Annotated in this window: 6 protein-coding genes; all 6 read left to right on the plus strand. The window is 63.7% G+C overall.

What is annotated here, in order from left to right; translation table 11 throughout:
* Nucleotides 1–102 precede the first annotated feature (102 nt).
* Nucleotides 103–2,457: a GH92 family glycosyl hydrolase gene (locus tag FHS47_RS00520; protein ID WP_167021846.1), complete on the plus strand. Its 2,355-nt coding sequence runs from the start codon at nucleotides 103–105 to the stop codon at nucleotides 2,455–2,457.
* Between the two features lie 188 nt (nucleotides 2,458–2,645).
* On the plus strand, nucleotides 2,646–4,442 hold the full coding sequence (locus tag FHS47_RS00525; RefSeq protein WP_167021847.1) for an ATP-binding protein: 1,797 nt from the start codon (nucleotides 2,646–2,648) through the stop codon (nucleotides 4,440–4,442).
* Complete coding sequence (locus tag FHS47_RS00530; RefSeq protein WP_167021848.1) at nucleotides 4,439–4,885, plus strand: response regulator; 447 nt, start codon at nucleotides 4,439–4,441, stop codon at nucleotides 4,883–4,885. The genes FHS47_RS00525 and FHS47_RS00530 overlap by 4 nt, the downstream gene beginning before the upstream one ends.
* Before the next feature lie 16 nt (nucleotides 4,886–4,901).
* Nucleotides 4,902–6,467, plus strand: a complete 1,566-nt coding sequence (locus tag FHS47_RS00535) for a response regulator (RefSeq protein ID WP_167021849.1) — start codon at nucleotides 4,902–4,904, stop codon at nucleotides 6,465–6,467.
* A gap of 185 nt (nucleotides 6,468–6,652) precedes the next feature.
* Complete coding sequence (locus tag FHS47_RS00540; protein WP_167021850.1) at nucleotides 6,653–8,026, plus strand: hypothetical protein; 1,374 nt, start codon at nucleotides 6,653–6,655, stop codon at nucleotides 8,024–8,026.
* A 222-nt stretch (nucleotides 8,027–8,248) separates the two neighbouring features.
* Nucleotides 8,249–14,140 carry an RHS repeat protein gene (locus FHS47_RS00545; RefSeq protein ID WP_167021851.1) on the plus strand — a complete coding sequence of 1,964 codons (5,892 nt, stop codon included), beginning with the start codon at nucleotides 8,249–8,251 and terminating at the stop codon, nucleotides 14,138–14,140.

The following is a 14,140-nucleotide window of genomic DNA, read 5'->3' on the forward strand; positions in this document are numbered from 1 at the left end:
CACTGCAACATGCGCGATAGCGCTATCTTTGCTACGTTCGACCCGTTTGTCACGATCCAAATGATCGGGACCCGAGAATTGCCTACCGAAGGGGAGCCACCGATGTCGAAAACCACCCGCCTCAGCCGCGGCCTGCTGGCCGCTGCCCTGTCCCTCGCGCTGCCGGCCCTGGCCGTCGCAGCCTCCAGCGGCAAGGCCGAAGGCGCGTTCGCGGCCGTGGACCCGATGATCGGCACGGGCGGCGACGGCCACACCTTCCCCGGTGCGACGGTGCCCTTCGGCATGGTGCAGCTCTCGCCGGATACGGCCATGCCGGATTTCAAGCACGCGTACAAGTGGGCCGCGGGCTACCAGTACGGCGATTCCAGCATCCAGGGGTTCTCCCATACGCACTTCTCCGGCAGCGGCCATTCCGACCTGGGCGACGTGCTCGTCATGCCCATTGCCGGCGATGTGAAGCTGGACCCCGGTTCCCCCGACCAGCCCGGTAGTGGCTATCGCTCGCGGTTCGACCACAAGAGCGAGAAAGCGGAGGCAGGGTACTACGCCGTCACGCTGGCCGACTATGGCGTGCGGGCCGAATTGACCGCCGGCGCCCGGGTGGGCTGGCACCGCTACACCTTCCCGAAGGGCAAGCCGGCCCACCTTCTGCTCGACCTGCGCCCCAGCATCTACGACTACGACGGCAAGGTGCTCTGGTCGTCGGTGCGCGTCCGGGCCGATGGCACGGTGACCGGCGGCCGCACCACCCGCGGGTGGGCGCCGGGCCGCCAGCTGTATTTCGCCATGCGCTTCAACCAGCCGATGACCTCGCGCAGCCTGAAGAATCGCGAAAAGGACGTGCCGTACCGGGGTTTCTCCGGGCCGGGCAACCGCGCCGAGGACGTGGACGCGATCAGCGGCCGCGCCCTGGAGGGCGTGTTCGACTTCGGCGACCTCGGCAAGCCCCTGATCGTGAAGGTGGCCGTGTCGTCGGTGAGCGAGGACAACGCGGTGGCCAACCTGGACAAGGATGGCGCCGGCTTCGACTTCGACGCCCGTCGCGCCGAGGCCCGCCAGGCGTGGGAGAAAGCGCTTTCCACCGTGGACGTGCAGGCGCCTGCGGAAACCCGCAAGACGTTCTATACGGCGCTCTATCACGCCATGATCGCGCCGGGCCTGTCGATGGACGTGAACGGCGAATACCGCGGCCCCGACAACCAGGTGCACAAGGCGAAGGGCTTCGACTTCTATTCCACCTGGTCGCTGTGGGACGTCTACCGCGCCCAGCAGCCCCTGATGACCCTGCTCCAGCCCGCCAAGAGCAACGATTTCGTCAGTTCGCTCATCGCCGCGCAGCAGGCCAGCCCCTTCGGCATCCTTCCGGTGTGGGCATACCAGGGCATGGAAACCTGGTGCATGATCGGCTACCACGCGGTGCCGGTCATCGCCGACGCTTATATGAAGGGCATTCGCGGCTACGACACCAAGGCCGCGCTCGACGCCATGGTGGCCAGCGCCACCTATGGGCCCTATGGCGGCATCGACGACTACATGAAGCTCGGGTACGTGCCGATCGACCGCCAGCCGGAAGCGGCCTCCAAGACCGTGGAATACGCCTTCGACGACTGGTCGCTCGCGCAGATGGCCAAGGCCATGGGCAAGGACGACATCGCGGCCACCTTCATGAAGCGCGCCGGCAATTGGAAGAACAGTTTCGACACGAAGACCGGCTTCCTCCGCGCCCGCAAGAGCGACGGCAGCTATCGCGAACCGTTCGATCCGTCGTCGGCCGGCTACGGTAGCGACTACACCGAAGGCAACGCCTGGCAGTACTCCTGGTACGTGCCGCAGGATGTGGCGGGCCTCATGGAGGCCCTGGGCGGCAAGGACGCGTTCGTGAAGAAGCTCGACCAGGTGTTCGACGCGAAGGTGGACCCCAAGTCGTTCGCCCATGTGGAAGACATCACCGGACTCATCGGCTGGTATGCGCACGGCAACGAACCCAGCCACCAGGTGGCCTACCTGTACGACTACGCCGGCCAGCCCTGGAAGACCCAGGAGCGGCTGGTGAAGATCATGCAGACGCAATACTCCCCGACGCCGACGGGCCTGGTGGGTAACGACGACCTGGGCCAGATGTCGGCGTGGTACATCTTCACATCGCTTGGCTTCTATCCGGTGGCGCCGGGCAGCAACCAGTACGTGATCGGCCGCCCCTTCGTGGAGAAGGCCACGCTCAACCTTGCCGGCGGCAAGAAGTTCACCGTGTCGGCGGACCATCTGGACGCAAAGCATCCGTATGTAGGCAAGGTCACGCTCAACGGCAAGGCACTCGACCGCACGTATATCCGACACGAAGAGATCGTGGCCGGCGGCGAGCTGCATTTCTCGATGCAGGAGACGCCGGCGAAGGACTGGGGCACCGCCTCGGGCGGCCAGCCGTACTCGATGAGCGGGGCCGCGCAACACGACTGACGCGCGAATGCCGCCTGCCGGTGGGAGCGGGTTCCTCGTCACGGGGAATTCACTGTCCTTTCGGCATTAAGCACGCCTCCATCCGGACGGGTACGCCTTTTCCACCGCCTTGCGGGGAGGAGGGCGTGCCCGTCCTCGTTTAGAATGAGGCATCAACTGACAGGAGTCGTCGTGGGGATGACGAAGGCATGATGGTACGTATCGGACCGCGCTGGCGCCTTGTGGGCCTGCTCGCCGCCGTGCTCGCGATCGTCGCGCTGCCGTACGTTGTCACGCGGTCGAGCTCCGAAGAGGCGCTTAACTCGCGCGACTGGGTCGCCCATACCTCCGAGGTGAAGGCCAGCGTCTTCGAGCTTGCCGAGTATCTGCGCGCCAGTGAGGCCGCCATCTACGCCCGGTTGGCGGGGGCGCCGGCCAGTGCCGCGCTGGAGGAACGAGCACGCGCGCCACGGAAGGTGGTGCCCGGCATTCTCGCCGGCCTTCGCGAAATGACCCGCGACAACCCGGAGCAGGTGGGGCGCCTGGGGGCGCTCGAAACCATCGCCAGCGGACGCATGGCGCTGGCCGAGCAGGCGATGCAGCGCCTGCAGGCAGGTGATCGGACCGGTGCGCTCGCCTCGATGGAAGACGCCCGCGAGCTCTTCCCCCTTCGCAAGCAGATCGACGCCGTGCTGGCCGAAGAGACGAAGTTGCTGGGCTCTCGCAGGGCCGCGGCCACCAAGCTGGCCGCCAACAACCGGTTCGTTCTCCTGATCGCGGCATTGGCCCAGGTGGCCCTGCTCGGTATCGTGGTGGTGGTTTCGGAACGGCAGATCGCCATCCGCCTGGCCGCCGAATCGCGTGTGGCCAGTGCCGTCAGCCGTTCGCAGCTGATCGTGCAGGCAGTGCGCGAGCCCATCGCGATGCTCGACCGGCAGCTCCGCACGTTGCTGGTGAACACCGCCTTCGCGGAACTCTACGGTTTCGACCCGGAGCGGGACCAGAAGCTGCCGCTGGACCAGATCGGCGATGGCGCATGGACCGACACCGCGCTGTTGCAGCGCCTCGGCGACGTGATCACGCGCGACCGCGAACTCTGGGACTACGAGCTCACCCAGCGCACGGTGGACGGTATCGACCGTTTCGTGGTGATCAACGCCCGGCGTATCGAACAGCCGGACAACGCGGACCCGGCCCTGCTGCTCACGGTAAGCGACATCACCGCGCGGGCGCTGGTCGAGCAGAAAGTGAGCGAACTGAACCGCCAGCTGGAAGGCAAAGTGGAACAGGTATCCGATGTGAACCGCGAACTGGAAGCGTTCAGCTACTCCGTGTCGCACGATCTGCGCGCGCCCCTGCGGCACATCTCCGGTTTCGCGGCCAAGCTGGAGGCACAGCTCGGCGACCAGGCGGACGACCGCGCGCGCCATTACATCGACGTGATCAGCAGCTCGTCGCGGCGCATGGCCCAGCTGATTGACGATCTGCTGGTGTTCTCGCGGCTCGGTCGTGGCGCGTTGCGCCTGCAGCCGGTGGACATGCAGTCGCTGGTGGACGAGGCCCGCGCGCTGGTGGAGACGGACGCACGCCACCGCCAAATCGAGTGGAAGATCTCCCCGATGCCCATCGTCGTCGGCGACGAGAACATGCTGCGTACGGTCTGGCAGAACCTGTTGGGCAATGCGGTGAAGTACACCAGCAACCGCGAGGTGGCCACCATCGAGGTCGGCGTGAACCGCCTGCCGGTGGGCGATTACGAATTCAGCGTGCGCGACAACGGTGCCGGCTTCGACATGCAGTACGCGGGCAAGCTGTTTGGGGTGTTCCAGCGCTTGCATCGCGCGTCGGAATTTCCGGGCAATGGCATCGGCCTCGCCAACGTGAGACGCATCATCGCGCGCCATGGAGGGCGTACCTGGGCCGAAGGCGAAACCGGCGTCGGCGCCACTTTCCATTTTTCATTACCGGCATCGGACGTTCCCGGCGCCACAACGGGTGACACATGAACAAGCGCGACCTGCGCACGATCCTCCTCGTCGAAGACTCCATGGCCGATGCCGAGATGGCCATCGACGCCCTTCGCGAGGCCAAGCTGGCCAATCCCATCGTCCACCTGGAGGACGGTGTGGACTGCCTCGACTGGCTTTACCGCCGCGGCCCGTACGCCGACCGCACCGAAGGCGACCCGGCCGTGATCCTGCTCGACATCAAGATGCCCCGCATGGACGGCCTGGAGGTACTGACGCAGCTGCGTTCGGAGGATCGCTGGAAGCGCTTGCCGGTGGTGATCCTTTCCTCCTCGCGCGAAGAGAGCGATCTGGCCCGCAGCTGGGATCTGGGCGTGAACGCCTACGTGTTGAAGCCCGTGGACGTGCAGCAGTTCTTCACCGCGGTGCAGACGCTCGGCCATTTTTGGGCCGTGCTCAACCAGCGTCCGGAAGGCGACTGAGGCGCAGGCGGGATCCATGACTGACATAGGCGGACAACAGGTCGGGAAGGTGCGGATCCTCCAGGTGGAGGACAACGCGCTGGACGCGGAGTTGATCCTCGGCGACCTCGAACAGGATGGCCTCGAGTTCGAGGTGAAACTCGTCGACCAGGAAGAAGCGTATCTCGCCGCGCTGGATGAGTTCCGCCCCGACATCGTGCTGTCCGACCTCAGCCTGCCGGCGTTCAGTGGCGAGCGCGCGTTGCACATCCTGCGCGAGCGCTCGTCGGACATCCCGTTCATTTTCATCTCCGCGACGATCGGCGAGGAAGCTGCCATCGAGGCGCTGCACAACGGCGCCACCGACTACATCCTGAAACACAACACCGCCCGCCTCGCCAGCGCGGTGCGGCGTGCCCTGCGCGAAGCCGACGAGCAGCGTGCGCGCGTGCGTGCCGAGCAGGAACTGATACGTGCGCAGCGCTTCGAAAGCCTGGCCCTGCTCGCCGGCGGCTTGAGCCACGACCTGCGCAACCTGTTGCAGCCGCTGCTGTTGGCAGGCGACACATTGGAAGACTATGCGGACGACCCGCGCCTGGCACGGCTGGGCGCGCTGGTGCGCGACTGCGGGCGCCGCGGCCTCGAGATGGTGTCGTCCATGCTTTCGTTCGCCCGCGGCGCACGCCGCGCGGAACAGGTGAAACTGGGTGCGCTGCTTGAGGCGCTGAAGCTGCTGTTGCAGGGAAGCGTGCCGCGCACGGTGAAGATGCGCGTGGACGTGTTCGATCCCGACGTGGCCTTCGAAGGAAACCACACGGAATTGCAGCAGTGTCTGCTGAATCTCTGCCTCAACGCCATCCAGGCCATGCCGGACGGCGGCGAACTGATCATCGAAACCGACCTCGTGAGCCTTCCCGAGGACTTCTTCACGGAAGTGGAGCAACCGCTGCCCGGCCGCTATCTGCGCCTCTCGGTGAAAGACACGGGCGAGGGCATGTCGCCGGACGTGCTGAAGCGATTGTTCGAGCCGTTCTTCACCACGAAGGCGGCAGGCACCGGCCTTGGCCTGCTTTCGTGCAAGCGCATCGTCGCCAGCCACGGCGGCCTCATGCGCGTGCGCAGCCAAGTGGGCGAGGGCACCGAGTTCCATCTCTACCTGCCGCTCAACGCGGAAGACGCCGACCACATGGACGCGCAGGTGCTCGACGCCAGCCTGCAAGGCGAGGCCGAACGTGTACTCGTAGTGGTCGAGGAAGCGGTGCAGCTGTCGCTGCTGGTCGACACGCTCGATACGTACGGTTATCAGGCCGGTGCAAGCCAGAGCGGCACCGCCGCGCTGCAATGGATCGAAGCGCACGGCGTGCCCGACCTCGTGGTGATGGACGCCGACATGAATCTGTTCACCGGCGTACGCACCCTGGCCGCACTGCTCGACCACGGCTATACCGGCGCGGTGCTGTTGCTGGCCCGCCCGGACGCGCCACCGAACCTCGACGAACTGCCGCAGCTCGATCATCTGTATGTGATCGAGAAGCCGGTGCAGTCGCGCGGGTTGCTGCGGAAGGTGCGTGAGGCGTTGGATGCCAGCGAGGCGGCGCGCTGATCTTTTCCCACAGATCCCATTGGCGGAGCCTTGGCAATCGCCACGCGTTTTCGGCGCCTGCTGTAGCATCGCTTTGATAAGCCGCGGCGTGTTCTCGCGACGCTGTGATGCGCGCGATACCAGGGAGGCGTAGAGTCAAGCGCGTTACCTGGTCGGCTTCTCGACCACCACGCAAGGAAGCGATGATGAAACAGAAACGAGAGCATGCTGCGAACAAGGGGGCGAAGGCGCCGGGCGATACCGAGCACGAATTTCTCGTGCTATTTCCCTGGCAGCCGACGGTGACGCCTAATCCGCACATCGCCATCGCGTCGGACGATAAAATATACGTGGCGGATGTCGAAAGCGACATGAACGGCGGCACCCTGTTCGTTACTCGAGCCACCCGCAGTGGTGACATCGACCTTACCTTTCGTCTAACGCAATACGTCGAGATTGGTTTCGCTCGCGTGCTCGGCTTTCTGCCTCGCGACGAGGGTAGTTTCCTCGTCGCTGTGACGAACGGCGTGAATATCATCCAAGACGCCGCATTGCTCGACGTCGCATTGGTATGTTTTACAGAGAGCGGCGAACTTGATCCGACGTTCGGCGAAGGCGGCATGATCGTCCACCGAATTCCGTTGCCTGAGTCGTCTCGCGCATCGGCACCTTCCGAAGAGGCATCTGAGGTCGCAGAAGGTGGCCAGGCTTCTGGCTCCGGCTCAGCCATCGCGGCCGCGGAAGATGGATCCTTTTATTGCCTGCTCGGCTTTCCGGACGGCCCGTTTTATGCATTGATCCGCCTTCAGGCGGATGGACGACTGGACACCACCTTCAACGGTACGGGCTTCGTGACCGATGGCGAGGGCTGGGGCTCAAAGCGTTGGGGGGCGAGTTCCATCGTCGTGGCAGCCGACGGCCGGGTAACGGTCGTGGGACTGATTTACGACGTCCAGGCAATCCCGCGGCGGCGTCTGGCGGTCTGGCGGTTCGCGCCGGACGGTTCAATGGATCGCTCGTTCGGCGACGAAGGGTATGCCTTCTTCGATGCTGACGCGGCGGATGTCAATCCGGAGACTCTCTATCAAACTCACTTCACCTATGCCGCCGGCCTTCCCGATGACGGAGTGGTGATCTGTGGATACCTGATCACGAGGTCCGAGGATCAATATCAGAGTTTCGGGATGTTGGCCTCTCTGGATGCTTCCGGGAAACCCCTCGAGACATTCAACCGCGGCAAATTCCTGCTGTTATCCGTTTCGGAAAGAGACTACCAAACGGACTTCCGCGGGGGCCTGGGCGTACAGGACGATGGCATGTTTGTCGTCGGCGGAGGTGTGCTCAATAGTCCCGTCACGGACGCGGAACTGCTGGTGGCACGTTTCCAACCGTCAGGCATACTGGATTCGACCTTCGCCAACGGTGGAATGAAGAGATTCAAGGCGTACGGTACCACGGTTAATTACATGTCGAATCTGCTTATCGATTCGAATGGAAAGATCCTTGTTGCGGCAGCTGCCGGGCCGGAGAGTAACCCCAGCTCCATGGTGTCATTCGTGTTCCAGTTGAGCGGCGGGTAGCGACGCGTGACCTGCGGAGCAAGCGATCCAGCTTCTTCAGTGTGGCCGTCTTTCCGGTGCCTTGACGGTCGTGTCGCGTTCCCATGCTGGAAATGTAACGCTTGAGCGGACCCTTCGCGGGATCATACGCGTTCCTAGGAATTTCTCCCCGTTGACTTTGTTCTCACGCGCTCGCTAGATTTTGCGGATGTCGGCACGCGCCGATGCACAGGGGAACAGGGAATGCGTTTGGACGTGCGTGGCGCGGCGGCTGGCCGTGCGTGCTTTCGCGGGCGCGTGTCGCTCGCTCTGGCCACCATCGTGGCCTCTCTTCTTCTCCCGGCCTTCGCGGCGCACGCGCAGAGCCAGCCTACTTCCAGTCCCGAGGATGAGTATAAGAAACTCATCAAGGTGAGCGAGGACATCCAGCCTCTTGGGGAAACGCCTTTCGGCGAGCGGATCAGCCTCTATGACGGGAGCCTGTCGTTCGAGCAGACCGATATCTCGTTTCCGGGCCAGGGGCCGACCATCACTGTAGGCCGGGTGTTCAACCTGCATACCGCCGACGAGCGGCGCGACCAGCAATACCGCGCGTTCGGCGACTGGGATATCGACATTCCGCTGATCACGACCATCACACCAGTTAAGTCCGGCATTCGTGTGGGCTGGTTGGTGAGTGCGCAAAACAAGAAGGCGATCTGCAGCAGCTTCACCTTGCCCCCGAGCGTCGCGGGTATCGGCGGCGACACCACCCGAGCAGACTGGGAACCCGACAGCTGGTGGCAGGGCTACCAGATGCGCATTCCAGGACAGGGCTCGCAGGAATTGCTGCGGCGGTCGACCGGCAACACGGCGGCACCCGGAAACAACGCAACAGCGTACCCCATCGTCACGAAGCAGGACTGGTCGCTCGGCTGCCTCGCGCAAACCGTGAATGACCCCACCACGGAAGGCTTCCTGGCCGTGTCCCCGGATGGCACGAAGTACTACTTCAACCGCTTGTCGTACCGCTCCATGCCCGGCGTCAGCAGGCCTACCGGATCCGGTCCCGATTCGCTGATGGCACGTACCGACGGCATGATGTCGCCGATGGCCGCCCTCGACGATATCCTCAATCGCGAGGAAGGGCGGATGCTGGTAACCCGTATCGAAGATCGCTTCGGCAACGGCATCAACTACAGCTACGACGGCAATCATCACCTCACCAGCATCGACGGCGACGATCAGCGCCATGTCACCATTGCGTACGGTTCCGATGGAAATCGCATCTCCAGCATCACCATGCAGGGCGGAACGGCGGGTACGCGTACCTGGCAATACAGCTATACGCAGGTGGGCCAGCTCTATCAGTTGACCTCGGTGACGCAGCCCGACGGATCGCGCTGGACCTACAACCTGACGAGTTTCAACACGGCGTACGTGGACATGAGCCTCTCGGCGGGCAATTGCGATGCCATCGGCACGCCGGCCAACCTGGGTACGTCGTACACGTCCTCGATGACCCACCCCTCAGGCCTGTCGGCCAGCTTCACGGTGACTCCGGTGAAGCGCGGGCGCTCATACGTGCCAAGGGAGTGCAAGGCGGGTCCCAACATGCCTGCCACGCCCAACGGTGTCGGCACGCATGCGGAGACCCCGAATGCCTCCTACAGCATGGCCATCACCCAGAAGCAGTTCTCTGGCGCGGGAATCGGTACACAAACCTGGCAGTACGTCTATTCGCCGTCCAACGAAAGCTGGTCCGTCAACTGCTCCGCCGGTTGCGCGACGTCTGTCTGGACGCGCGTTACGTATCCCGACGGACACGCGGAGCGAAGCAATTTCAGCAATCGCTACGACTTCAGCGAGAGCCTGTTGTTGTCGGAAGAAGTATTCGATGGCGCAGCCGACACGACTCGGCGGCGCAAGTTTGTGCAATACGCGTATGTCAATCCCAATCCCGCCGTGGACGGCCGCGCCTCGACCTATCCATCCTACTGGGGCTACACGCGCGCTCGCCTGAATTCGGCGCAGATGGAGAACAAGTTTCCGATGGGTTCGCAGGTCGTACAGATCAACGACGACCCAAGCCCCGGCGATACCTACACGTGGAATGCCGTATCGTTCGACGCCTTCGCGCGACCGGTAGACGTGCAGCGATACAACAGCATCGGCTATTCCGCACGGGAAAGTACTGCCTTCAAGGACGACTACGCACACTGGGTGCTCGGCTTGCCGTTGCAGACGACCAACGTCGTGACGGGCGAAGAGATCAGCCGGAATGTCTACGATCCCAATAACCTGACGCTCTCCGAGCGCTATCGCTTCGGCCGGAAGGTGATGGGCTATGCCTTCAACGCGCAGGGCCAGCTCACCAGCTTCACCGACGGTAACAACCATACAACCACGCTGGGTAGTTACAAGCGTGGGATACCGCAGGCGATCGCTTACCCCGATGGCACCTCCCAGTCGCTGGTTGTGGACGATCTCGGCCAGATCAGGTCGATCACGAATCAGGCACAGGCGACCACCTCGTATACCTACGATGCGATCGGCCGCTTGGCCAGCATCACCTATCCTGCCGGGATGAATCCGAAGGTCTTTGGCTACGGGTATGTCACCGGCGCCGAGCGCGGCGTGGCCGCCAACCACTGGCGCCGCTCGGTCACCCAGGGCAGCAAGATTCAAATGACCTTCTTCGATGCCATGCTGCGGCCGATCCTTGACGATACGTACCGCAACGACAGGGCGCTCTATACCAGCATCCGGAGTGCCTACGACTGGAAGGGGCGTAAGACCTTCCAGTCCTATCCGTATAGCGGGGAACCCGATATCACCGCCATGAGCGGCGGCGTGCTGACCAGTTACGACGTGATTGGCCGGGCCACGGCCAGTACGCAGACGTCGGAACTAGGCAACCTCACGACCACCACGCAATACCTCGCCGGTGCAGCGAAGAAGGTCACGGATCCGAAGAACAATGTCACCACGAGCTGGTACCAGGCCTTCGACCAGCCTTCTTACGACTCCGTGGTGAAGGTTCAGGCGCCGGAAAACGTCATCCAGACCATTCAGCGCGACGTCTACGGCAATCCGCTGTCGATCACGCAGGGAGGGGCAGGGCAGTCGGTCACCAAGACCATGACCTACGATGCCTGGCACCGCCTGTGCCGCACGTGGGAGCCGGAATCCGGCAGCGAGATCATGGCCTACGACGGTGCCGACAACCTCGCCTGGAGTGTTTCCGGTGCGTCGTTCAATACGGCCGGAGCGTGCGGCCAGGACCAGGTGGCGGAAGCCGCCAAGACCGTGCGTGCGTACGACCCCATGAACCGCGTGACCTCGGTGCTCTATCCCACGGGCACGGCGCCGAGCACCTTTACTTACGATGCCCTGGGCAATTCGGCTACGGCCACCTCGGGCAGCGTGGGCTGGACCTTCGGTCACAACGTCTTGGGTCAGCTGACCGCCGAGGTACTGGCGGTGGACGGTTGGGTCTGGGGCCTCGGTTACGGCTACGACGGCAACGGCGCGTTGAGTACCGTGCGTTATCCGGATGAGGAGATCGTCGCCTACAACCCCGACGCGTTGGGCAGGCCGACAACGGTGGGTGGGTACGCTAACGGGATCAGCTATTTCCCAGACGGCGACGTGGCCTCGTACAACATCGGCAACGGTGGCATCTACTCGGCCGACAAGAACGCCCGCAATCTGCTGCACAACTTCACGTATGGCAAGGGCGGCGTGCCGATCGTCAGTGAAGATTTCACCTATGACGGCAATGGCAATGTCAGCGCCATCGGCGACGTCTCGGGGAGCAATCAACGCAGCAAGTCGATGAGCTACGACGGTCTCAATCGCCTGCTGTCCGCGACGGCAAGCAACCTGTGGGGTACGGAGAGCTACACCTACGACACGCTCAACAACATCCGCACGCTCAGCAACAGCAGCGGTACCAGCACGTACAACTACGACGGTGCCAACCTGCTGGCCTCGATCAGCATCGGTGCCTCGCCGGTTCACACCTTCCAGTACGACGGGCGCGGAAACACGGTCGGCAAGGACGGACAGGTACTGAATTTCGATCTGGCCAATCGGCTGACCTCGATCCCGGGCAAGGGTCAGTACACCTACGACGCCGCGGGGCGCCGTGTGAAGAAGGTCACGCCGTCCGGGACCACGTATTACGCGTACAACAGTGCCGGGCAGCTGATGTGGGAAGCCGACCCCACCACGCGCCTGGGCAGCAATTATGTGTACCTGGGCAAGAAGCTGATCGCGAAGTCGACCGAGAACATCGACATCCTGCGTCCGAGCCAGGTAAAGACGGTGCTTTCCATTGTGGGCATCCCGCAACTCTCCGCCGATAGCTCGACCATCGACGTGACGCTGGATGTCGCGAACAACGGCACCCGTCCGCTCTCGGCCAACAGCCAGTACCCGGTGCAGATGGGGTACCACCTGATCGATCAGGCCGGTGCCTCGACGCAACCGGAGGCCGGCGTGAACCTGCCGGCGGACATTCCCGTGGGCGGGAATGGCACGATCACGATGCACGTGGCGGCGGCTGCCGTGTTGGGCACCGGGAAGAAGATTCGCTTCGGTCTCCTGCAGGCCGGCGTGGCCTGGTTCCAGGATTGGCCGGGCAACAACACCGTCGACGCAGGCCCGTACTCGGCATGCCCCACGGCGGGCACGGGCAATCTGTGCAACAACGTCACGGGCCTAACGGCGGATCAGGTCAACGTGGTGCTGACGATCACCAGCGCGCCCACGCTATCGGCCGACGGGCAGAGTGTGTTGACCACGCTGGATATCGCCAACCATGGAACGGTGACGTTGGCGTACGCGTCCCCACATCCGATCAATCTGGGCAACCACGTGATCGACGCGTCCGGAGCGATGGTGCAGAACGACGTTAGTCGCGTGGCGATTCCCGAGATAGCGCCGGGGCAGCATGCTGCCTTGACGATCGCCACACCCGCATCCCTTCTACTGGGTGCCGGTCGCCGGGTGCAGTTCGAACTGGTGCAGGAGGGACTGCACTGGTTCAAGGACTTCGGGATCGCGCCTGTTGTTGCCGGCCCTTATGTCACGCTTGGCGGAGCTACGAGCAGCAGCAACGGCAGCTTCGCCCTGAACTGGCAGCCCATTACCGGGGCAACGTCGTACAACCTGCAGGAGCGGCTCAACAATGGTGCGTGGGCGACGGTGCAGAGCTCGTCGGCCACCTCCTGGTCCGCATCGGGTCGCGCCACGGGTGCGTATGCCTATCAGGTGCAAGCGTGTGCCGCGAGCGGCTGCGCGCCCTACGGGTCGGCGTGGACAGTGAATGTGCTCTTGCCGCCGCCCGTGCCGGCATCGATCTCCGCGTCGACACCGATCCCCGGTCCGATCACGGTGTCATGGGCGGGCGCTGCCACGGCCACGCGCTACGTGGTGAACCAGCAGTTCAACGGCGGTGCGTGGACCACGTACTACAACTCCACGGGCACGAGCGTGGTTCTTTCGCCGGCGGCGTCGGGCACCTACGTGTATCAGGTACAGGCGTGCAACAGCAGCGGTTGCAGTGGGTTCCGGCAGAGCAACGCGGTTGCGATCACCTTGCCGCCTGCATCGGCGCCGGCTATCGCCGGTGGCGGTGCCAACCACAGCGGGGCGTACACCATCAGTTGGGGTGCCGTGGCCGGTGCGGCAACCTACAACCTGGTTGAAAGCGCCAATGGCGGCGGCTGGGTACAGCTCCAGAACACGGCGGCCGGAACCTGGTCGACGAGCGGTCGGGTCAATGGCACTTACGTCTATCAGGTGCAGGCTTGCAACGCGGGCGGATGCGGGCCCTGGAGTGCGCAGACGGCCGTTACGGTGACATTGCCCCCGGCCGCGCCCGGATGGCCGTCCATTTCGCAGAGCGGGCCTTCCTACAAGCCCGTCGTCAAGGTGACGTGGGCGAGCGTCCAGTATGCGACGCACTACGAACTGGTAGAGATCTATCCCTCGGGATATACGGAAACTGTGCAGGACAGTGCGGCTACCAGTTGGAGTTCACTCATCCTGTATACCGGATCACTTCAATTCAAATTCCGTGCGTGCAATGACGTGGGGTGCTCGGCATGGAGCCCGGCTGCGTCTGTCAACCTGGTTTCGGGAGGTTAA

The sequence above is a fragment of the Luteibacter sp. SG786 genome, from assembly GCF_011759605.1.
Taxonomy (GTDB): domain Bacteria; phylum Pseudomonadota; class Gammaproteobacteria; order Xanthomonadales; family Rhodanobacteraceae; genus Luteibacter.

What these genes read in the sequence shown, in the direction of transcription:
- FHS47_RS00520 (WP_167021846.1), top strand. Translation starts at nt 103, where the DNA reads ATGTCGAAAACCACCCGCCTCAGCCGCGGCCTGCTGGCCGCTGCCCTG.
- FHS47_RS00525 (WP_167021847.1), top strand. Translation starts at nt 2,646, where the DNA reads ATGATGGTACGTATCGGACCGCGCTGGCGCCTTGTGGGCCTGCTCGCC.
- FHS47_RS00530 (WP_167021848.1), top strand. Translation starts at nt 4,439, where the DNA reads ATGAACAAGCGCGACCTGCGCACGATCCTCCTCGTCGAAGACTCCATG.
- FHS47_RS00535 (WP_167021849.1), top strand. Translation starts at nt 4,902, where the DNA reads ATGACTGACATAGGCGGACAACAGGTCGGGAAGGTGCGGATCCTCCAG.
- FHS47_RS00540 (WP_167021850.1), top strand. Translation starts at nt 6,653, where the DNA reads ATGAAACAGAAACGAGAGCATGCTGCGAACAAGGGGGCGAAGGCGCCG.
- FHS47_RS00545 (WP_167021851.1), top strand. Translation starts at nt 8,249, where the DNA reads ATGCGTTTGGACGTGCGTGGCGCGGCGGCTGGCCGTGCGTGCTTTCGC.